This window comes from Nonomuraea sp. NPDC049709 (genome assembly GCF_040674815.1).
Classification (GTDB): Bacteria; Actinomycetota; Actinomycetes; order Streptosporangiales; family Streptosporangiaceae; genus Nonomuraea.
Window position 1 is genome coordinate 37,541 of the sequence record NZ_JBFANM010000025.1, and the last position, 21,026, is coordinate 58,566.

Sequence of the window (21,026 nt, forward strand, 5' to 3'; positions counted from 1 at the left end):
CACGGGAAAACCATATCGTCTTCGCGGAGTGCCCGTGCGCACCGAGCGGGCGGGCGGGCCAAATTCAGTCGATCAGCCGTACGTCCTTCGCCATCACGAACATCACCCGGTGGCCGAGCTGGATCTGGTGGTAGCGGGTCCGGCCGGTGGTGGTGACGTGCTTGGACGGGCTGAAGGCGTTGGCGGCGTAGTAGGAGCCGGTGATCGTGTCACCCACCGTGTACGTCTGCCCGGGCGCGATCTTGTACTTGAGCGGGGTCAGCGGCTGGAACCCCCCGTTCCGGTAGGCGGACTTCTCCGGGTACGCGCGCCCGTATACCTTCACCTGACCCGACAGCGGCGTCACCATCGGGCCCTTGGCCGGAACGGCGGTCGGGTTCGAGGCGGGGTTGTGGAACCAGGCCTTCTGCCCGAGGTACCAGATCGCCGTCCAGTCCCCCTGCCTGCCCGCGACGGCATAGCGCTGGCCGGTCGAGGCGCGGGCGCTGTGGTCGTACACGCTGTACGTGCTCGGCTTGCCCGGGTGCTTGCCCAGGTCGGTGACCAGGGGAGCGCTCTCGCTGGGCGACTTGTGCAGCCAGACGGTCGCGGCCCCGTGCGCGGGGCAGGGCTGGGCGGGCTTGGTGGACACGCAACCGGTGAAGCGCGGGCGGTTGGTGGCGTACGCCGGGCGGATGATGATGGAATCTCCCTCCTTGGCGGCCTTGAACGGCTTGTTCATGAGCTCGAAGTAGTGGGCCCAGTCCCAGTACGGCCCCGGGTCCTCGTGCATGCCGGCCACCGTCTGCGGGGTCGTGCCCGGCACGTTGTCGTGGCCCAGGATGTGGGCCCGGTTGAGCGGGATGTCGTGCTTGGTGGCCAGGTACTTCACCAGCCTGGCCGACGACCGGTACATCGCCTCCGTGTACCAGGCGCCCCCCTTGGCCAGGTAGCCCTCGTGCTCGATGCCGATCGAACGGGTGTTGACATCCCAGTTGCCCGCGTGCCAGGCGATGTCGTTCGTCGGCACGTGCTGGGCGACATGTCCGTCGCGCGAGCGGATCGTGTAGTGCCAGCTCACGTACTTCGGGTTCCGGATCATGGAGGGGATGCCCTCGTAGGTGCCCTCGGTGTCGTGGATGACGATGTAGTCGATCGAGCGGGTGCGGGACAGGTGGTCGTGGTTGCCGTAGTCGCGGTCCTTCTTCTTGCCGAAGCGTTTGTAGGCGGCGGGCATCCATTCGCAGGTGAGGGAGGAGGGGCACTCCGCCCGGCCCTGCGCCTTGGGGCCCGTGCTCCACGCCAGTTCCGGTTCTTGTGCGGTGCTGATGTCGGCGGAGTCCCAGGTGGGCTCACCGATGGTCTCGCCGGGGGTCTCGCCGGTGGTCTCGTCCGGGGTCTCGATCTGCGGCGGCTGTTGCTGTTGCGGCCTCTGGCCGGCGGTTTCGGGGGCCGGGTCGGTGTCGGTCTGCTCGTTCGGGGCGGCCTGGGCGGTGGACCCGGTCTGCTCGGCGGCGCCGGGCGCCAGGTCCGGTACGGGGTCCAGCCGCACCAGGTGACCGTCGTCGGTACGCCGCTGCGCACCTTGCCGCATCACCGAGAACACCTCGTCCGCGAACGCCTTGGCGGCCACTGGGTCCTCCGTTCCCGCGTACCGCGCGACGGCCCCGTGCCAGTCGGCCGGGTCGGAGCTCGGCCGGTCCTGGTAGGAGGCGAGCAGGGCGGCGCCGGCGCGGATGTTCGCAGACGCGTCGTCCCGCAGCCGGGCGGGCTCCACGCCGATCAGGCGGCCCGCCTCCGGGAGCGTCGTACGGGGCTGGGCGGCCGACGTGCGCAGGGCCGAGCGGGAAAGGGCCTCGGCGAGCGTGCGGCCCATCGGGCGGCGATCGTCCCCGCGCGGGTCCCCGATGAGGCCGCTGTGGGGGTCGCCGTGGGAGTCACGGGAGCCGCCGCCCGCGGCGCCGCCGTGCAGGGTGTCCAGCGAACCGGCGTGCGCGGGGCCGGCGGCGTGGCCGTGGCCGCGGGCGTCGGCGGGGAACGCGTCCACCAGGTGCATCGGGCCGTAGCCGCCCGCCGTGCTCGGCCGCCCGCCGTTCGCGTCCCACCGGGACTCCAGGTACGCCACACCGAGCAGCACGCTCTCCGGCACCCCGTACTCGCGCGCGGCCGCGGCGAAGTCGGCCTGCCGCCCCGAAGCCTGCCGCCCCGAAGCCTGCTGCCCCGAAGCCTCCCGCCCCGACGCCTGCCCGGTGCCGAGACCCTGCGATGCGGTGAGCGGCGGTCCGGTGGAAGCGGCGGACAGGACGTCGGCGGGTGCGGTGAGGACGCCGGCGGCCAGGACGGCGGCGAGCCAGAGCTGCATGAACATCTCCCCAGGAACGTCACGATACGACTACTCACCGTAACCATTCCCAGAAAGGGATGTGTCAGACGGGTCGGATGATACGCATGAGATCAGCCAGATCCGCGGCGAACTCGGCATCCCAGTCATCGGGAGTCAGGTGCCCGGCCAGCCGCCGATGCGCCGGAGCGTCGCCCCCGCGCCGCGCCCGCGTCTCGTTCGAGGCCCCGGAGAACCGCCCGTTCACCTCCGAGACCGCGAAGCCCAGCACGAACGTGCTCACCAGCCGCTCGATCCGCGGAACGTCGGCATCCGGCACCCCCGCGTCGAGGAGCGCCTGGTAGATCAGGTCCACCACGCGCACCCCGTCCGGCGTCACCGAGGCGCGGAACAGCAGCAGCGGGAAGACCGAAGGGTGCTCCCGGGCCACCCGCCGGGTCGCCCACGCGATCGCGCCCAGCCGCTCCTCCCACGTCCGCCCGGGGTCCGAGGGGGCCAGCTCGGTGAGCAGGCGCCCCACCAGGCCGTCGAGCAGCTCATCCTTGTTCCGGAAATATCCGTACAGGGCCATCGGCGTCACCCCGACCCGCTCCGCCACGGCCCGCATGGACAGGGCGTCGAGCCCGCGCTCGTCGGCGATCGCGAGCGCCGCGTCGAGGATTTCCGGCTGCCGGGAGGTCTTGAGCTTTCGCACGACCGCAGTCTACAGTGTAGAGCAGTCTACATCGTAGACTAGGGAGGTCGATCATCATGCTGATCGCGAGCGGGCTGGTCAAGCGGTACGGTGCCGTCACCGCGCTGGACGGCTTCGACCTGCGGGTGGAGCCAGGGGAGATCGCGGGGCTGGTCGGGCACAACGGGGCGGGCAAGACCACGTTCTTCGAGATCGCCGGGGGGCTGACGGCGCCGGATGCCGGTCACGTGCACGTCAAGGGCGATGTGGGGGTGGCGCCGCAGCAGCTCGCGCTCTACCCCACGATCACCGTACGGGAGACGTTACGGCTCTTCGGCGGCCTCGCCGGGCTGCGCGGACCGCCCCTGGCGGCGGCCGTCGGGGGCACGGCCGAGGAGCTTGCGCTCACCGATGTCCTCGACCGGAGGGTGAGCGTGTTGTCCGGCGGTCAGCAGCGCCGCGTCCAGGCCGCCACCGCCCTCCTGCCCGGCCCCGACGTGCTGCTCCTCGACGAGCCCACCGCGGGCGCCGACCCCGGGACGCGCGCCGCGCTGCTCGCGGCGGTGCGGCGCCGGGCCGACGGCGGCGCGACTGTCGTCTACTGCACCCACTACCTGCCGGAGCTGACCGAGCTGGCGGCCACGATCGCGGTGGCCAGGAACGGCCGGGTGATCGCCAGGGGCACCGGCGCCGAGCTGCTCAAGGACCTGCCGGGCGAGGTCAGGGTCACCGTGGAGGGCGGCGAGGAGATCACCGTGGCCACCACCGACCCGACCGCCACCCTGGCCGCCCTCCTGCGCGACCTCGACCGCCCGGTACGCGGCATCGACATCCGCCAGCCGTCCCTCGACGACCTCTACCGGGAGCTGTCCCATGCGTCGTGAACCGAGCCGGGAAATCGAGGGCGCGCGCGGCGTCGCCGTGCGGGCGTCGCTGCGGCGCGTCGCCGTGCTGGCCCGGCACAACGCGCTGCTGCGCAGGCGGGACCCCGCCCACTTCGTCAGCTACCTGGTCATGCCGATGGTGCTCATGCTGATCTTCAAGGGCATGCTCGGCGAGGCCACCCAGGCGGTCACGGGCCTGCTGGTGATGTTCTCGGTGCTGTCCATGGCCGACGTCGCCAACGCCTCGCTCACCGAACGCTCCTGGCACACCTGGGAGCGCCTGCGGTCGACCAGGGCCGCGGTTCCCGAGATCCTGATCGGCAAGGCCCTGCCCGTCTTCGCCGTGCTCGTCGTCCAGCAGGCCGCGCTGCTGGTCTACGGCGTGCTCGCGGTCGGCATGCGCCCGGCCGGGCCGCTGTGGCCGCTCGCCCTGGCCGTGGTGGTCTGGTGCTTCGTCCTGCTCTGCGCGGGCACGGCGGTCGCCGGCGTCGTACGCAGCCAGGGCGAGCTGAGCACCCTGTGCAACATCGCGGCCCTGTCGGTCAGCGCGCTGGGCGGGGCGCTGGTGCCGTTCGCGCTGATGCCGTCCTGGGCGCAGGCCGTCGCGCCGATCTCGCCCGGCTACTGGGCCACGATCATGTTGCAGGCCGCCGTGCGGGGCGACGTCGCCGGTACGGCCGGGCCCGCGGCGGTGCTCGCCGGGCTCGGAACGGCCGCCGGAGCCTTCGCCTGCTGGCGGTTCGCCAGGGGTTGGGGCCGTTCGAGCGCGCTATAGAGTTAATTCCTGCCCGATATCGGGCAGGATGTTGGCGTGTCTCGTTCCAGAGTCGTAGTGTCCTCGTCTGTGTCCACGGCACGGCATCCGTACGAAGATCTCATCACCCACCTCACGAGGACGAGCCCGCTCGACCCCGGCGAGGCCGCCCGCGTGGTCGCCGACGTGCTGTCGTACTTCTCCGAGTCCGTCGAGGAGTTCGTCCGGCGCCGTCACGGCGAGCTGAAGACGCGCGGATATACCAACGACGAGATCTTCCCCCGGATCGCCGGCGAATTACGGGGCCGCCGGGTGGCGGCGCCGGAGCTGTCCCTGCGGCAGCTACGCAGGATTGTCTACGGATAAGAGGAGACCTCGATGTGCGGAATCGTGGCCTACGTCGGCCCCAAGGACGCGGCGCCCATCTTGCTGGAGGGCCTGCAGCGGCTTGAATACCGGGGCTACGACTCGGCCGGGGTCGTGGTGTCCAACAAGGGGCTGAAGGTTCGCAAGGTCAAGGGGCGGGTGGCCGACCTGGCCAAGGTCGTGCCCGTGCGGTTCAAGGGCAACCTCGGCATCGGGCACACCAGGTGGGCCACGCACGGCGTGCCGAGCGACGTCAACGCCCACCCCCACCTGTCCGCCGACGAGCGCATCGCGGTCGTGCACAACGGCATCATCGAGAACGCCGGCGAGCTGCGCGCCAAGCTCGAGGCCGACGGCGTGGTGTTCGCCTCCGAGACCGACACCGAGGTGCTCGCGCACCTGATCGCCCACGCGGCCGACGAGAACGACTCGCTGGAGGAGGCCGTCAGGAAGACGCTCAAGAGCGTCGTCGGCACGTACGGCATCGCCGTGATCGACGCCGAGCGGCCCGGCGAGGTGGTCGTGGCGCGCAACGGCAGCCCGATCGTGCTGGGCATCGGCGAGAAGGAGATGTTCGCCGCCTCCGACGTCTCCGCGCTGGTCCGCTACACGCGCCAGGTCGTGCACCTGGAGGACGGCGAGCTGGCCGTGCTCAAGGCCGACGGCTTCCACACCTTCGCCAGCGACGCCCGCGAGACGGCCAAGGAGCCGCTGACCGTCGACTGGGACGCCGGCCACTACGACACCGGCGGCTACGAGCACTACCTGCTCAAGGAGATCTCCGAGCAGCCCGAGACGATGACCCGCACCATGAGCGGCCGCCTGGACGAGCGCTTCCACGTGGCCCACCTCGGCGGGCTCAACATGGACGCCCGCGAGACGCGGGGCTTCCGGCGGGTGAAGATCATCGGCTGCGGGTCGGCGTACTACTCGGGCCAGATCGGGGCGCAGCTCATCGAGGAGCTGGCGCGCATCCCGTCCGACGCCGAGCCGGCCAGCGAGTTCCGCTACCGCAACCCCGTCGTCGATCCCGACACGCTCTACGTCGCGATCAGCCAGTCGGGGGAGACCTACGACACCCTCGCTGCCGTGCAGGAGCTCAAGCGCAAGGGCGGCCGGGTCATCGGCATCGTCAACGCCGTGGGCAGCGCCATCGCCCGCGAGGTCGACGGCGGCATCTACCTGCACGCCGGCCCCGAGGTCTCGGTCGCCTCGACCAAGGCGTTCACCTCGACCTCGGTGGCGTTCGCGCTGCTGGCGCTGCACCTGGGGCGGGTGCGCGACCTGTCGCCGGCCGACGGGCGGCGCATCGTGGAGGGCCTGCGCCGGCTGCCCGGGCAGATCGAGCAGATCCTCGCGCAGGGCGACAAGATCGCCGAGCTGGCCGACAAGTACGCCAAGCACGCGAGCATGATGTTCGTCGGCCGGGTGCGCGGCTACCCGGTGGCCCGCGAGGGCGCGCAGAAGCTCAAGGAGATCTCGTACGTCCACGCCGAGGCCTACCCTGCCAGCGAGCTCAAGCACGGCCCGCTCGCGCTGATCGGCCCCGACATGCCGACGGTCGCCATCGTCCCCGACGACGAGCTGCTCGACAAGAACCTCACCACGCTCGGCGAGATCCGCGCCCGCGGCGGTCAGGTGCTCATGGTGGGCCACCGCCAGCCGGACGCCAAGCTGGCCGACGACGTGATCGTGATCCCCAAGAACGAGATCGAGCTCGACCCCATCCTGCTCACGATTCCCCTCCAGCTCCTGGCGTACTACGCGGCGGTCGCGCTGGGCCGCGACGTGGACAAGCCACGCAACCTCGCCAAGAGCGTAACGGTTGAGTAACTGAGTCCAATTCAGCGCAAACTATCGTTATCTGGCTTGCGACGACATAAATTCGATACTGTGCGGAAGTTCGACCAACAGAGGCCCAATCCCGCACGCATGTACGACTACATGCTCGGTGGGAAGGACAACTTCGCGGTCGACCGTCTGGCCCTTGACCAGCTCGCCGAGCTGATCCCGGAGGCGGTCGCGCTGGCCCGCGCGAACCGGGCCTTCCTCCAGCGCGCCGTGCGCTACGTGGCGCGTGCCGGGATCCGCCAGTTCCTCGACCTCGGCAGCGGGCTGCCCACCCAGGGCAGCGCGCACGAGGTGGCCCCGGAGGCCCGGGTCGTCTACGTCGACCACGACCCCGTCGTCGCCGCCCACGCCACGGCCCTGCTCCGGCACGCACCGGGCAGGGCCCGTTTCGTCCAGGCCGACCTGCTGGATCCCGCGGAAGTGCTGGCCGGGGCCGGTGAGTTCCTGGACCTCGACCAGCCGATCGCCGTGCTGCTGGTGTCGATCCTGCACTTCCTGCCGGACTCCGCCCACCCCCAGCAGGCGGTGGGCGTGCTCCGCGAGCGGATGGCGCCGGGCGGCTATCTGGTGATCTCGCACGCCACGACCATGGCGCACCTGGAGGACGAGGAGCGCGGCGGCTCCTCCGCCCGGGACGGGACCGACCGGACCCCGGCCCGGATCCGCGCGTTCTTCGGCGGGTTCCCGCTGGAGCCGCCGGGGCTCGTGCAGGCCACCGACTGGCGTCCGGACCGGCCCAAGCTGGTGGGCGACTGGTCGTTGCCGTCGTCACTCATGGCCGGGGTCGGCAAGAAAACCCAATAAGTTTAAAAATCACGAAAAAGCGCGAAGAAAAGCGATTTGTTGTGTTCGTCGCGACCCGGGTGTATAGCGGCGTGTAATGGGTTATTAACCTAGAGTAATGGGGGATTCCGGGGAGAAGCAGATGCGCCGGCGGCGGTTCCTGGTCTGGGGGCTGGGAGTCACGGCCTGCGCCGCCGGGTGCGGTACGGAGCGCACCGGCGGGGGCGTGCCGCGTACCGGCTTCTCGATCAATCCGAGCGGACCGCGCTGGGCCCCCGTGGGGCGGGCGTTCGCCGGGGCGGCCCGGACCGCCGGGTTCGAGTCGGGCGCCGGCACGCCGATCACGGTGACCGGCCTGCCCGCGCTGGCCGCGGCCGAGCTGAACAACGGCCAGAGCCTGCTCGACACCGGCACCCCACTGGCCAGGCTCAGCGGTGAGGTCGAGGTCGTGGTCGTGCCCGACGCCTCGCCGGTCAAGGACTTCGACGACTTCGGTGCCCGGCTGGTCGCCTCGCCCGGCCGGACGCCGCTGGTGGGCGGGCCGCAGGGCGAGCCCGACCACCTGCTGTTCGGCCTGATCGCCAAGGCCCTCGGCGCGGACACCAGGCAGGTCGAGTACACCGGCTACCCCAGCGGCGGCGAGGCGGCCACCGCGCTGCTGGCCGGCAAGGGGGCCGCCGCCGCGGGCCCGCTGACCGGCTGGCGCGCCGGCATCGGCCGCGGCCGGGTCAGGGCGCTGGCGGTGTCCTCGGCCACCCGCGTGCCCGACCTCGACGTGCCGACACTGCTGGAGTGCGGCGTGCGGGTGGACTTCACGGACTGGGTGGCCGCCTTCGGATCCGAGGACATGGCCGACGAGAGCCGCGAGGCCGCCCTGCGCATGTGCGAAGCGGTGATCGGCTCGACCGGCTGGGAGGCGGCCTGCCGGGCCGCCGGCTGGTTGTCGATCCCCCTCGTCGGCGACGACTTCGCCCGCTGGGTCGGCACCGAGATCGCCCGCACCCGCGCGGTCCTGCGGGACCTCGGACTGCTCGACACCACCAAAGCCACAACATGCTGGGGTAGTTGCGGGAACGGCCACTAGATGTAGGATCCTGGTCGTCGCTGGTTCGCCTCTCCGGAGGCGGAGCAAAAGGGAACCCGGTGAGATTCCGGGGCTGCCCCGCAGCGGTGAGCGGGAACGACCGCCGTCATTGTGCACTGGAGAGATCCGGGAAGCGACGGTCAGTAGGAGCCATGGAGCGCGCCCGCGAGCCCGAAGACCTGCCAGCGTCGTGCCGGGCCGTGTGTCCCGGCATGAAGTGTTCAGGGCCTCGAGGGCGGGCCGGAGCGCGACGCGGCCGGTGATCCGGTTCGCCGTGCTCTCGCGTGCCCTCACGGGGATGAGCTCGCGAGGAGAGAGAGCACGTGACTCAGATCGTTGAGGTTGACCGCCGCCTGGCCATCGAGGAGGCCGCCGCCCGGGTGATCACCGACCCGGCCAACTCGCGGGTCGCCGCCCGGCTGCTGGCCGAGGAGATCGCCGACGAGGCGGCCGCGCACGGGGTACGGACGTTCTCGGAGTCCATCGCCGCCACCCACGCGGCCGGGCTCGTGCAGGACGGCCTGGCGGAGTTCGTCGCCGCGCACGCCGCCGAGCTGGACGCGCTGGTCTCCGCCGAGGCGGACGACCGGTTCGAGTATTTCGGGCTGCGCACGGTGTACGACCGCTACCTGCTGCGCCACCCCGAGACGCGGGGGGTGCTGGAGCGGCCGCAGCACTTCTTCCTGCGCGTGGCCTGCGGGTTGTCGGAGTCGGTGGCCGAGGCGGCGGAGCTGTACGCGCTCATGTCCACGCTGTCGTACCTGCCCAGCTCGCCCACCCTGTTCAACTCCGGCTCGCGCCGTCCGCAGCTGTCGTCCTGCTTCCTGCTCGACTCGCCGCGCGACGAGCTGGAGGGCATCTACGACAGGTACGGGCAGGTGGCCCGGCTGTCCAAGTACGCCGGGGGCATCGGCATCTCCTGGACCCGGGTGCGCTCGCGCGGCTCCCTGATCAGGGGCACGAACGGCCACTCCAACGGCATCGTGCCCTGGCTGCGCACGCTGGACTCCTCGGTGGCGGCGGTCAACCAGGGCGGCCGGCGCAAGGGGGCGGCCTGCGTCTACCTGGAGACCTGGCACGCCGACATCGAGGAGTTCCTGGAGCTGCGCGACAACACCGGCGAGGACGCCCGCCGCACCCACAACCTGAACCTGGCCAACTGGGTCCCCGACGAGTTCATGCGCCGGGTCGAGGCGGACGGGACGTGGTCGCTGTTCGACCCGAAGGAGGTGTCCGACCTCACGGACCTGTACGGGGAGGCGTTCACGGCCGCGTACCGCGCGTACGAGGAGGCCGGGCGGTACGTCCGGCAGATCCCCGCCAGGACCCTGTACGGCCGGATGATGCGCACCCTCGCCCAGACCGGCAACGGCTGGATGACGTTCAAGGACGCCGCCAACCGCACCTCCAACCAGACCGCCCGCCCCGAGAACGTCATCCACCTGTCGAACCTCTGCACCGAGATCCTCGAGGTCACCAGCGACGCCGAGACGGCCGTCTGCAATCTCGGCTCGGTCAACCTGGCCGCCCACCTGACCGGGGACGGCGCCGGGAAGGACATGGACTGGGAGCGGCTGCGCCGCACCGTGCGCACCGCCGTACGCTTCCTCGACCGCACCATCGACCTGGGCTTCTACCCGACATCCGAGGCCGAGGCGGCCAACAAGCGGTGGCGGCCCATCGGGCTGGGCGTGATGGGGCTGGCCGACGTGTTCTTCACGCTGCGGCTGCCGTTCGACTCGCCGCGGGCGCTGGAGCTGTCCACCAGGATCGCCGAGGAGATCGCGCTGGCCGCGTACGACACCTCGGCCGACCTGGCGGCCGAGCGCGGGAGGCACCCGTCGTACGCCGACACGCGGGCCGCCGGGGGAGTGCTGCACCCCGACCACTACGGCGTGGCCGGCTCGCCGCGCTGGAACGCGCTCCGCGAGAAGATCGCGGAGACCGGCCTGCGGAACTCGCTCATGGTCGCCATCGCCCCGACCGCGACGATCGCCTCCATCGCCGGCTGCTACGAGTGCATCGAGCCGCAGGTGTCCAACGTGTTCAAGCGGGAGACCCTGTCGGGCGAGTTCCTTCAGGTCAACCGGTATCTGGTAGCCGATCTGCAGGCGCGCGGGCTGTGGACCCAGCAGGTGCGCGACGACCTCAAGCGCGCCGACGGCTCGGTGCAGACCGTGCCCGGCGTGCCCGACGACCTCAAGGTTCTCTACCGCACGGCGTGGGAGCTGCCGCAGAAGGCGCTGATCGACCTGGCCGCCGCGCGCCAGCCGTACATCGACCAGTCGCAGTCGCTCAACCTCTTCATGGCCAGCCCGACCATCGGCAAGCTCTCGTCGATGTACGCCTACGCCTGGAAGCAGGGCCTGAAGACGACGTACTACCTGCGCTCGCGCCCCGCCACCCGCATCGCCCAGACGACGGTCGCGGCCCCTTCCGCCGAGGCGATCGCCTGCTCCCTCGAGAACCCCGAAACCTGCGAAGCCTGCCAGTAAGGAGACCTTTTCGTGCTGCTCGACCCCGGTATGGACCTCACCCTGCGGCCCATGCGCTACCCCGACTTCTACGAGCGCTACCGCGCGGCCATCCGCAACACGTGGACCGTCGAGGAGGTGGACCTGCACAACGACCTCGCCGACCTGGCCAGGATGACCCCGCAGGAGCGGCACCTGATCAACCGGCTGGTCGCGTTCTTCGCCACCGGCGACTCGATCGTGGCCAACAACCTCGTGCTCAACCTCTACCAGCACGTCAACGCCCCCGAGGCGCGCCTGTACCTGAGCAGGCAGCTCTTCGAGGAGGCCGTGCACGTGCAGTTCTACCTGACGCTCCTCGACACCTACCTGCCCGACCCGGACGAGCGGGTGAAGGCGTTCGCCGCGATCGAGCACATCCCGTCGATCCGCGACAAGGCGGAGTTCTGCTTCAGGTGGATCGACTCGATCGAAGGGCTACGGCGGCTGGAGACGGCCGCGGAGCGCCGCCAGTTCCTGCTGAACCTCATCTGCTTCGCCGCCTGCATCGAGGGTCTGTTCTTCTACGGCGCGTTCGCGTACGTCTACTGGTTCCGCTCCCGCGGTCTCCTCGGCGGCCTGGCCACCGGGACGAACTGGGTGTTCCGCGACGAGTCCATGCACATGGAGTTCGCGTTCAGCGTGGTGGACACGGTGCGGGCCGAGGAGCCGTCGCTGTTCGACGACGAGCTGGGCAAGCAGGTCACCCTCATGATCGAGGAGGCCGTCGCGGCGGAGCTGGCGTTCGCCGCGGACCTGTGCGGGGAGGGCATGCCCGGCATGGGGGTGGACCAGATGCGCCAGTACCTGGAGTACGTCGCCGACCAGCGGCTGGCCCGGCTCGGCCTGCCCGGCCGGTACGGCTCGGTGAACCCCTTCGCGTTCATGGAGTTGCAGGACGTGCAGGAGTTGGCCAACTTCTTCGAACGGCGTGTTTCTGCTTACCAAGTGGCGGTTGAGGGCAATGTGAGCTTTGACGAGACGTTCTAACACATAGGGGGCATGAGCGTGCAGTCTCCAGCGGACTGGCCGATCCTCGTAATCGCCGTGGTCGGCTCGATCCTCCTGGTGGAAGTGGCCCGGCGAGTGCTGAGCAGGATGGGGCGCAAATTCGCGCTCGCCCGGCACCTGGTGGAGCACTGCACGTGGCCGGCGTTCTCGGTGGCCGCCGTGGTGGCGTTCAACGTGGTGTTCGGGCCGGGGATGTTCGGCGACACGCCGTCCGAGCGGGCCGTGGCGGGGTCGGTGGAGCGGGTGCTCGGCCTCGTCACGATCGCCGCGGTCACCTGGCTGATCGTGCAGGCCACGTACGCGTTCACGGACATCGTCCTCGACCGGCTGGTGCTGGTCGAGGGGGAGCGCAACCGTCGGGCGCGGCGGATCATGACGCAGATCGCGCTCGTCCGCCGCATCGCCGCCGCGGTCATCGTCGTCATCGCGGTCGGCGCGATGCTCTTCTCCTTCCCGCAGGTGCGGGCGCTCGGGGCCGGGCTGCTCGCCTCGGCCGGCATCGCGGGCGCGGTCGTCGGCATCGCCGCCCAGCCGACCATCGGCAACGTGCTGGCCGGGCTGCAACTCGCCTTCAGCGACGCGCTGCGGCTGGACGACGTGGTCGTGGTCGAGGAGGAGTGGGGGCGGATCGAGGAGCTGACGCTCACGTACGTGGTGGTGCGGCTGTGGGACGAGCGCCGGCTCGTGCTGCCGGTGTCGTACTTCACCCAGACCCCGTTCGAGAACTGGACCCGCCACGGCAGCCGCGTGCTCGCCGTCGTGTACCTGCGGGTGGACTGGGCGGTGCCGGTCCCGAAACTGCGCGACGCCCTGTACGAGTTCCTCCAGGGCAACCCGCTGTGGGACCAGAAGGACTGGACGCTGCAGGTCACCGACGTGCTGCCGAACGGCCTGGTGGAGCTGCGGGGCCTGATGAGCGCCGCGGACTCGCCGTCCTCGTGGGACCTCAAGTGCGACGTACGCGAGTTCCTGGTCAACTACGTCCGCGACAACTACCCGGACGCCCTGCCCCGCTTCCGCGTCGAGACCCCGGAGACCCGGGTGGGCGTGAGCTGGACCAAGGACCGCTGAGCCGGCCGGAATTAAATATGTGGCACGCGCCCGATCATCGGTTTACCGTGGACATTGTTCAGCAACACCCCGCAACCGACAGGAAGGGCGGCGAAGTGCGCTACCTGAGCCTCCCCCGGCCGCTCCCGGCCCTGCCCGAGCTGCGGCGACGGTTTACCGGATAATCCAACCGCGGATTACCGGAAAAGCCGTCTCGAAGAAATTCGAGGCGGCTTGTTTCATTCGAGGAAACCGAGTGTGGGGCAGTTTGGTCAGCCCGCCTGCCTTGGGAGCAGGAGCACCGCAGGTTCGAATCCTGCCACTCGGACACGGCCCTGAAAGGAAAGGGCCGCGGGCCACGGCCTGGCCGGTGGGAATGGCGCCCCCCGGCCGGACCCCGCCCTCGCCCCGGGCCGGCCCACGCCAGCCAAGCCCGGGGCCCAGCCGCTCTGGCCCAACTGGCAGAGGCGCCGTCTTCAGGAGGCGGAGGTTCAGGGTTCGAATCCCTGGAGCGGCACACAGAAGACCCTGAACTCTCGCGAGCGCCCTCTGCGAAGGGCCCGGAAGAAGGAACACGCCGAGACGGCTCCTGATCAGGATGTCCTGCCGATGTAGACAAGTACCGGAGCCGACAGGCGAAGGTCGAGGCTGTGAGGCCACCCCCGCGGCGTCAGGCGAGGTCAGCAGCTCCGGCAGGCGGGCGATGACCTTGATAGACGGTCCAGCCGAGGAAGTGGGCGTTGCAGAAGCGCGGCAGCGATCTGCCGAGCCCCCGGCGGCGGGAACCGGGGAGCAGATCGCGGAAGTGACGTCGTCCCATCGGTGGATTCGGTAGACGACCACGGCGGCTGTGCTGGTGTTGGCCGAGATCGCTGCTGTGGTGTCGTTCCGGCATATGCGTGAGCTGGCCAGCGCATGGGGAGGATGAGCCGGCTGCGGCTCTCATTTCCGTTGGCGGTGGATGGCACGATCGTGTCGGCGTCGATGGCGTTGCTGCGGGCCACCAGCTGCCGCCCGCAGGCGAACAGTGCGCCCAGGCCTAAAGCCCAGCGGGTGCGGTCTGTAGGCCGGACCCTGTAATAGCCGATCTCCGCCCACGCGGGCAGCACCGCGAGAACGGTCAGTGCCCCTCGCCCTTCTTGAGTGCGTCGCGGGTGGGCATTCGCACACAGAACGCACGGCGTTGATCCGGGACCTGCGGATCTTCATCAGCTCGACCGGGAGCGGGGCGAGAGCTGCCACCGCGACGCTCTCCCCCCACCGACGACAACGCGATGAGGGCCCTGTGAGTGGTCGGTGCTGCTCGTCGATGTTGACGCGTCGCCGCTCAGCCAAACCGTCGGGCCAGGTCCGCGAGACGGTCGCGGACCTGGTTCGACGGCGAAGATCGCCCGGCCGTTTCGGGGCCGGTTCGGTGGTGACGAGTGTGCCGCCGGGCGTACCAGCGCGGCCGAGCGGTCCAGGATGTCGCCGCCGCGCACGTCGGTCTGGCCGGCGTTTTTCCGGGGATCGGCCTGCAGGTCGAGGAAAGCGTCAACGCCCTCCGCCGGGCGAGCTCATCGGGCGCCGCCCGGTCTGGACGGTGGAACGGCCCAGCAGGCGCAACGCCAGCAAGGGGAACACGACCACCGACAGGAGGCCCGCCGCCACCAGCGCGGCGGCGTTCTCCGGACGGATGGCGTCCAGCTTCAGGCCGATCGTCGCCGCGGCCACGATCACCGGCAGCGATGTGGCCTGCAGGAGCCCGCTGGCCATGACCTCCGCGCGCGACAGACCGGCAGAGCGGTAGGCCAGCGCGGGAAGTCCGCGAACCAGGAGCAGCGCGGCCAGGAACATCGGCACCCGCAACACCGTCTCGGCGTCGGAGAACAGGGCGCCGAGATCGAACTGGATACCGCTTGTCACGAAGAACACCGGGACGAGAAATCCGTAGCCCAGACCTTCGAGTTTGAGATGAAACTGCGGGTGGGTCTGTTCCGCGTCGGGGTCGATCAACCGGAGCACGGCTCCCGCGATGAAGGCACCGAGGATTGCCTCGAACCCGAGATGCAAGGCCATCGCGGACAGTCCGACCACGAGGAGCATCGTCAAGCGGACCCGGACCTGCGCACTTGTGTCCGCCAGCATCTCCACGGCCCGGGACAGCCACATCGAGCGCCCCGCCCGCATCGACGCCAGCACGATGAGCATCGCCAGTCCGGCAAGGCTGAGGAGCAGCAGCAGCTTGGCGCCCGGGCCCGACGAATGCTCGGAGAAGAACAGCGACAGCAGCACCACAGCGCTGATCTCACCGGCCGAGGCGCCGCCGATGGTCAGCTGGCCGACCGGCCGGTCGATCGCGCCGACGTCCTTCAAGATGGGCACCAGCAAGCCGAGTGACGTGGCCACCAAAGCAGTGCCGACCAGCAGTGGACTCTCGGCCAGCCCCGCTACGCGCAGCAACAGGCCGACGATGGCGGCCAGCGCGAGCGTCCCGACGAGGCCGAGGCCGACCAGTCGCGCCCGCGGCCCGCGCAGTTGCCGGATGTCGATCTCAAGTCCGGCCAGGAACAGGAGGAAGCCCAAGCCGATGATCGACAATGATTGGACGGCGGCGTCCACCGTCACCACGTTCAACACCGCCGGGCCGAGGACGACACCTGCCACGATCTCGAGGACGGCACCGGGTACGGGCAAGCGCGGCACCATGGCGAGGAGGAACGGGACGCCGGCGGCCACCGCCAGGACGATCAGCAGGTTGTCGTACGACATCAGATACTCCGGTGGTCACTCGGCGGGCCGCACACGCCGACCGGTGCCGCACCCTTCATGGCATCGTGGCCTGCCTCAGTGTTCGGCAGACCTCATCCGGCGCCCACTCCTGTGGGGCATGGGAACGTCACGTGGACGGCGCGTGCCCAGCGTGCCGCCCGGCGGGGCTGAGCCCGGAGGCCTCGGGCACTATCGGCGCTGGGCGGCTTGCAAGGACTCGGCGAGTGTTACCAGGGAGGCCCCCAGAAGCACGCTGTCTTTGACCAGGAACTGTCCCACCATGGAGAGCTTCGGAGCCCCATGATTTTCCTGCCAGACCCCCGGCGTCGTGGCCAGGAAGCTGAGGGTGCCGGCGAACATGCCGACCGCTCCGAGGCTGCCGAGCACCGAGGCCCTGGGGTTGAGCGGCTGCACCGCGATCAACGAGCCCATCGCAATCTCGGTCACGCCGATGAGTCTCGCCAGCTGCTTTTCGCCCAGCTTGTCGACGAGCAGCGAGAACAGCGGACTGGATGCGACCAGCGGGCGGATGTTTTCGACCTCGTAGTCTTCGAACTTGAGCCGCCCGATCCAGACAAGGTTGAGTGCCAATGCTGAGCGGATCACTGAACGTCCCACGGTGTGAATGTTCTTGGCGGAGATGAATTGCATCCTCATGCTGTTATCCCTTCAGCCGGCGTCCCGTGGGCCACTTGGGAGCCCGGTACTTGTCTGGCTGGTCTCCTGCGTGAGCACACGCTCTTGCCCCTTGGACCCTTGAGACGGACGGGGCGATCGCGAGGCCTCTCAGCTTCCGCCCTAAGGGCTCGCTGCTCGGATTCGCCGCGACCCAACCGAAGCGCTTACCTCGGCGTGGGCTCCCGGTTGGGCAAAGTGGAGTTGCTTGAGTATGGTGCCCAGGCACCTCGTCGCCTACCGAGGGCGAAGTCAAGCCTTGGTGATGGTCTGTTCAGGCACCGGCCGAGCCGCCCGAGGACCGAACCCGGACGAAGTGTGCGCGGGTCGGTCGCCGGACGGCAGGGACGGCAGTTGGCCGGCGGGGTCGTACATGCTGGGAACGGGTCCAGCGAGCATCTTCAGTACGCGGGACACGAATACCCGCGCGCCACTGTGTCGCGGTGTGGCCTCCGATCTTCACCCCGGCCTTCGCCCAGGCGTATTCGGCCAGCCCCGAACAGTCGAACGCCGGCAGAGGTGGAAGCACTCCGCGCAAGAGGCTCGGTCAGACTTCGGGACGGATGTTGTGGTTGAGCCGGAACAGATTGAACGGATCAACGCGCTGCTTCAGCGAGGCCAATCGGCGGTAGACCTCTGGCGTGTAGCCCCGCTCCGTCGTGTCGGCGTCGGACATGAAACTGAGAAGCGTGTAGCCGGTGCACCATGGCCGTAGCCGTTCGATTGCCATTGTCTGGGCGGCGTCGATCGCGTCGGCGTCGATCGCCCCTCCGATGTTGGCGATGAAGAGCGTGAACGCGGCGTCCCTGTACGAGATCGCGTTCGGCACGCCAGGCTGACGGGCGAATGCTCCGCCCAGATGCCGGATCTCCAGCAGGTCCGGAGGAGCCGTCGTTTCTTCGGCGACCGCAACCAGCGCGTCGACGGTCTCCGGGGTGAGTTCGCGCAGGAGCCCGGCGCGCTCGAGGACGGCGGTCGGATCTACCGGGTCGGAGTGGATGGAGGCGCAGTCGGCGTACGGCATCTCCCGCACCGTGTCCATGAGCGGTGCCGTGACGGTGCGCAGCGGCTCGACCAATGCGGCGGCGTTCTCCGAGGGTTCTGTGCAAGAGATACGGATGCTGACCACCTGCCTGCCGCGTAGCGGCTCCGGCAGGATCGGAGCGTCCGGCATCCGCACCAGCGCGGCGGAGGACGACATGCTGTCCGGGACGGTCTGCACCCATTCACGGTAGGCGTCGAGCACGGCAGTGGCGCTCCTGGCCGGGAAGAAGATGGAGCCTCCGTACAGGGTGGTGACCGGGAAGAGTTCGATCTCGACAGCGGTGACGATACCGAAGTTGCCCTTCCCGCCACGCAGGCCGAAGAACAACTCAGCGTCGCTGACCGCGGTGACGGTGCGTAGCCTGCCGTCGGCAGTGACCACCTCGATGCTGTTGACGTGGTCGGCGGCGTATCCGTAGGCCCTGCCGAGCATGGGGCTGTGCCCGCCGGCCAGCACGAAGCCGACGACTCCCACGCTGGGGCTGGCCCCGTTCAACGGCGCGAGCCCGAACTTGGTCATCTCGGCCACGGCCTCGCCCCAGCGCACTCCAGCCTCGATCCGGGCCGTCCGTGCCTCGGCGTCGACCGTGATGTCGCGCATGGCCCGGGTGCTGACCAGCACCGCGTCCGGCCCGATCGGCACCGGCTGCATCGCGTGCCCGGTGGCCATGGCGGCGATCGGCGCGCCCTTGGCCGCTGCCAAGCGCACCGCGGCCTGCACATCCCGTGCCGACGCCGCGGCGATGACCACACCCGGCCGGACGTCGTTCCTCAGATTGTAGGTACGGGTCTCGTCCGAATAGCCGTCATCCTCCGGCAGCAGAGCCCGGCCCTGAAGATTGACGGGCAGTTCTCCCCGCTCGAAATGCGGGGGCCCGGCCGGCGGCTGCCCCCATCCTGATTCGCCGCGTTTCTGGCTGGATTCCTCTCGTACCTCATGACGGGAGCTTTCGATATACATAGAACTGGCTCCAAATTTGTTGCGCCAAGGCGCTGAGCGTGCAATTCATGGCTTTCGCGACTGTTCCCGCCGCCGCGGCGGCCCGCCCTCGTTCCCTGGCCGAGAGCAGGTGGGGCCGATCAGTGCAGGCTGACCTTGATCTGCGGCGGGGTGGCCTCGTCGTGCCATCCCGCCGAGCGGATCGCCTCCACCCCGCGCCTCTGGGCATCCACCCGGTCGAGGAAGAGCACCCCATCCAGGTGGTCGGTCTCGTGCTGCACGTAGCGGGTGGAGGGGCTGAATGGTCACAGGGAATCTCCATGCCGGGAAGCCTCAACGGGAAAAAACGCTAGCCAGCGAACACACGGGAGTTGCATACAAGTTGATGTCGCAGCGCGATCCTCATATGCGGGCCAGAGCCGCGATCTCCGTACGACCGGTGGTGCTGCTCGTCCTGCCGTCACCGGCGTTGGCAAGGGCATCGCCATCGCACCCGGCGCGGCGGCCGCGACCGTGGACGTCATATGACGGTCGCGGTCGCCCGCCTGCAGGTTCATCGTTCTCGGCCCGCCCGGCCTCGATTGCGCCGGCGCGCGGATGGATCACGGCACGCCGCAACAGCAGGGCGTCCTGATGGTGTTGCTCGCCAGTACCAGCAGCTTCGTGCGGATCAGCGAGCCGGTCTACGGTCTCTGGACGGGTACGGCGCTGGCGGGGTCTCGGGCGAGGCCGCCGAACGTGAGCGGTTCCGGCTGGAACGGCTGAAGCTGATCGCCAACGCCGGGATCTCCTCTTCATCGGTGGATCCGCAGGTGTCGGCGAGTCGACGCTGTCACACAAGCTCACGGGAGACGCCCCTGCCGCGCAATGGCGGGTATGGCACCTCCACGGGCCGGCGATCACCAGAGCGCGCGGACTCCGTCCATGAGGCGTATGCGCAGCGTATAACGCCTCCCGGCAAGCTACTGGGGTCTACGAAAAGGACACGCTTGATCGGCTCCCCTCTTGATGCCTGCGGGAGCCGGAGCAGTTATGGGGGGTCAATGTCCACGGTTCAGCCTGTAAGCGTCAGCCCGTTCACCGCCATCCTCGACGGCGAGCGTGACGCGATCTACGCAGAGCTGATGAGCAGGGGGCCCGCGCACCGGGTGGCCACGCTTTCAGGGGTGCGCGGGTGGCTGATCACCGGACACGAGAAGGCCCGCACGCTGATGTCCGACCCGCGGTTGGTCAAGGGCGGCTGGCGGAGCGGCGCGTACGCGGACAGGCTGCCCGAGGAGCTGGCCCGCGGGCTCTACTCGCACATGCTGAACCTCAACGGGGCCGACCACGCCCGGCTGCGCAAGCTGGTGACCACGGTGTTCACCCGGCGCAGGGTCGAGTGGCTCAGCCCGCGGATCCAGGAGATGACCGACGAGCTGCTGTCGGCGTTCGACGGCGCTGAGTCGGTCGACCTCATGTCCGCGCTGGCCTATCCTCTGCCGATCGGCGTCATCAGCGAGCTCCTCGGCGTTCCCGAGGCGTCCCGGGAGAACTTCCGGCGGTGGACGGCTCGGATCATCGCGCCCGGGACCTGCACCTTCGCGGAGTACGAGGACGCCCTCCGCACCATGCTCGCCTTCGCCCGCGACCTGGTCGCGAGCAAGCGGAGCGCGCCGCAGGACGACCTGCTCTCCGACCTGATCGCGGCCCGGGACGGGGAGGAGCGCCTCAGCGAGGACGAACTCACTTCGATGATCTTCCTGCTGGTCATCGCCGGGCATGAGACGACGGTCAACCTCATCGGCAACGCCGTGTACGCACTGCTGCGCAACCCCGACCAACTGGCCCTGCTCCGCGACGACCCGGCCCTGCTCGAACCCGCGATCGAGGAGCTGCTGCGCTACGACGCCCCGGCGCAAACCACGCTGTCGTACGTGGCAGCCGAGCCGATCGAGGTGGGCGACGTGACCATCAAAGCGGGAGAGAGCGTCGTCGTCGCCGTGCAGGCCGCCAACCGCGACCCGGTCCACTTCCCCGAGCCCGACCAGCTCGACCTCACCCGTCTGGGCGCCGTCCACACGGCCTTCGGCCACGGTGTGCACTACTGCGTGGGCGCGCCGCTCGCCCGCGTCGAGGCCCGCATCGCCATCGGCACGCTCCTCGACCGGTTCCCCGGCCTGCGGCTCGACGCCGATCCCGCCACTCTGACCCGGAACGCCTCCATGATCATGAACGGGCTCTCCGCGCTGCCCGTACGCCTGCGCTGAATCCTCACAGACCACTCCGGACGGTCCCGGCGGGACCGACTACCAGCCACACAAGAACCTCACGGCAGAACAGTGACG

18 protein-coding genes, 2 tRNA genes and 1 riboswitch are annotated in these 21,026 nt (G+C 69.6%); of the genes, 14 read left to right on the forward strand and 6 right to left on the reverse strand.

Going from position 1 to position 21,026, the window contains the following annotated elements; all coding sequences use genetic code 11:
• Nucleotides 1-64: 64 nt before the first annotated feature.
• Nucleotides 65-2,341 carry a peptidoglycan recognition family protein gene (locus AB0J69_RS25405; RefSeq protein WP_364121823.1) on the reverse strand — a complete coding sequence of 759 codons (2,277 nt, stop codon included), beginning with the start codon at nucleotides 2,339-2,341 and terminating at the stop codon, nucleotides 65-67.
• A gap of 64 nt (nucleotides 2,342-2,405) precedes the next feature.
• On the reverse strand, nucleotides 2,406-3,014 hold the full coding sequence (locus AB0J69_RS25410; RefSeq protein WP_364121826.1) for a TetR/AcrR family transcriptional regulator: 609 nt from the start codon (nucleotides 3,012-3,014) through the stop codon (nucleotides 2,406-2,408).
• A 56-nt stretch (nucleotides 3,015-3,070) separates the two neighbouring features.
• Between AB0J69_RS25410 and AB0J69_RS25415 the strand changes: the two genes are divergently transcribed.
• The 12 genes from AB0J69_RS25415 to AB0J69_RS25470 all read left to right on the forward strand — a co-directional run bounded on the left by AB0J69_RS25415 (nucleotide 3,071) and on the right by AB0J69_RS25470 (nucleotide 14,217).
• Nucleotides 3,071-3,877: an ABC transporter ATP-binding protein gene (locus AB0J69_RS25415; RefSeq protein WP_364121829.1), complete on the forward strand. Its 807-nt coding sequence runs from the start codon at nucleotides 3,071-3,073 to the stop codon at nucleotides 3,875-3,877.
• The gene (locus AB0J69_RS25420; protein ID WP_364121832.1) at nucleotides 3,867-4,652 is read left to right on the forward strand and encodes an ABC transporter permease; all 786 of its coding nucleotides are present in this window, start codon (nucleotides 3,867-3,869) and stop codon (nucleotides 4,650-4,652) included. Before AB0J69_RS25415 ends, AB0J69_RS25420 begins: the two co-directional genes overlap by 11 nt.
• Nucleotides 4,653-4,721: 69 nt before the next feature.
• A complete protein-coding gene (locus AB0J69_RS25425) occupies nucleotides 4,722-4,997 on the forward strand; it encodes a hypothetical protein (RefSeq protein ID WP_364121835.1) in 276 nt (91 codons plus the stop codon).
• Between the two features lie 12 nt (nucleotides 4,998-5,009).
• Entirely contained in the window at nucleotides 5,010-6,830 is a 1,821-nt protein-coding gene (glmS, locus tag AB0J69_RS25430; protein ID WP_364121838.1) for a glutamine--fructose-6-phosphate transaminase (isomerizing), read from the forward strand.
• Nucleotides 6,831-6,890: 60 nt separating this feature from the next.
• Entirely contained in the window at nucleotides 6,891-7,652 is a 762-nt protein-coding gene (locus tag AB0J69_RS25435; protein WP_364121840.1) for an SAM-dependent methyltransferase, read from the forward strand.
• 97 nt (nucleotides 7,653-7,749) lie between these two features.
• The gene (locus AB0J69_RS25440) at nucleotides 7,750-8,715 is read left to right on the forward strand and encodes a tripartite tricarboxylate transporter substrate-binding protein (RefSeq protein ID WP_364121843.1); all 966 of its coding nucleotides are present in this window, start codon (nucleotides 7,750-7,752) and stop codon (nucleotides 8,713-8,715) included.
• Nucleotides 8,716-8,719: 4 nt separating this feature from the next.
• Nucleotides 8,720-8,917, forward strand: a riboswitch (cobalamin riboswitch).
• A 121-nt stretch (nucleotides 8,918-9,038) separates the two neighbouring features.
• Nucleotides 9,039-11,210, forward strand: a complete 2,172-nt coding sequence (locus AB0J69_RS25445; protein ID WP_364121846.1) for a ribonucleoside-diphosphate reductase subunit alpha — start codon at nucleotides 9,039-9,041, stop codon at nucleotides 11,208-11,210.
• A 12-nt stretch (nucleotides 11,211-11,222) separates the two neighbouring features.
• Nucleotides 11,223-12,218: a ribonucleotide-diphosphate reductase subunit beta gene (locus AB0J69_RS25450; RefSeq protein WP_364121848.1), complete on the forward strand. Its 996-nt coding sequence runs from the start codon at nucleotides 11,223-11,225 to the stop codon at nucleotides 12,216-12,218.
• Nucleotides 12,219-12,236: 18 nt separating this feature from the next.
• Nucleotides 12,237-13,310 carry a mechanosensitive ion channel domain-containing protein gene (locus tag AB0J69_RS25455; protein WP_364121851.1) on the forward strand — a complete coding sequence of 358 codons (1,074 nt, stop codon included), beginning with the start codon at nucleotides 12,237-12,239 and terminating at the stop codon, nucleotides 13,308-13,310.
• Between the two features lie 231 nt (nucleotides 13,311-13,541).
• Nucleotides 13,542-13,617 (forward strand) — tRNA-Pro (locus tag AB0J69_RS25460).
• 115 nt (nucleotides 13,618-13,732) lie between these two features.
• Nucleotides 13,733-13,806 (forward strand) — tRNA-Leu (locus AB0J69_RS25465).
• A gap of 360 nt (nucleotides 13,807-14,166) precedes the next feature.
• Complete coding sequence (locus AB0J69_RS25470) at nucleotides 14,167-14,217, forward strand: hypothetical protein (RefSeq protein WP_364122085.1); 51 nt, start codon at nucleotides 14,167-14,169, stop codon at nucleotides 14,215-14,217.
• 605 nt (nucleotides 14,218-14,822) lie between these two features.
• Here AB0J69_RS25470 and AB0J69_RS25475 read toward each other — a convergent pair.
• The 4 genes from AB0J69_RS25475 to AB0J69_RS25490 form a co-directional block, all read right to left on the reverse strand.
• A complete protein-coding gene (locus AB0J69_RS25475; protein WP_364121854.1) occupies nucleotides 14,823-16,040 on the reverse strand; it encodes a cation:proton antiporter in 1,218 nt (405 codons plus the stop codon).
• Nucleotides 16,041-16,229: 189 nt separating this feature from the next.
• Nucleotides 16,230-16,697, reverse strand: coding sequence for a DUF417 family protein (locus AB0J69_RS25480; protein ID WP_364121857.1), 468 nt, complete (start codon nucleotides 16,695-16,697; stop codon nucleotides 16,230-16,232).
• Between the two features lie 565 nt (nucleotides 16,698-17,262).
• On the reverse strand, nucleotides 17,263-18,720 hold the full coding sequence (locus AB0J69_RS25485; RefSeq protein ID WP_364121859.1) for an FAD-binding oxidoreductase: 1,458 nt from the start codon (nucleotides 18,718-18,720) through the stop codon (nucleotides 17,263-17,265).
• A gap of 119 nt (nucleotides 18,721-18,839) precedes the next feature.
• A complete protein-coding gene (locus AB0J69_RS25490; RefSeq protein WP_364121862.1) occupies nucleotides 18,840-18,980 on the reverse strand; it encodes a peptide deformylase in 141 nt (46 codons plus the stop codon).
• Nucleotides 18,981-19,296: 316 nt separating this feature from the next.
• Between AB0J69_RS25490 and AB0J69_RS25495 the strand changes: the two genes are divergently transcribed.
• Both AB0J69_RS25495 and AB0J69_RS25500 read left to right on the forward strand, forming a co-directional pair.
• Nucleotides 19,297-19,464, forward strand: a complete 168-nt coding sequence (locus tag AB0J69_RS25495; protein ID WP_364121865.1) for a hypothetical protein — start codon at nucleotides 19,297-19,299, stop codon at nucleotides 19,462-19,464.
• Nucleotides 19,465-19,742: 278 nt separating this feature from the next.
• Entirely contained in the window at nucleotides 19,743-20,948 is a 1,206-nt protein-coding gene (locus AB0J69_RS25500; RefSeq protein WP_364121868.1) for a cytochrome P450, read from the forward strand.
• Nucleotides 20,949-21,026: the final 78 nt, after the last annotated feature.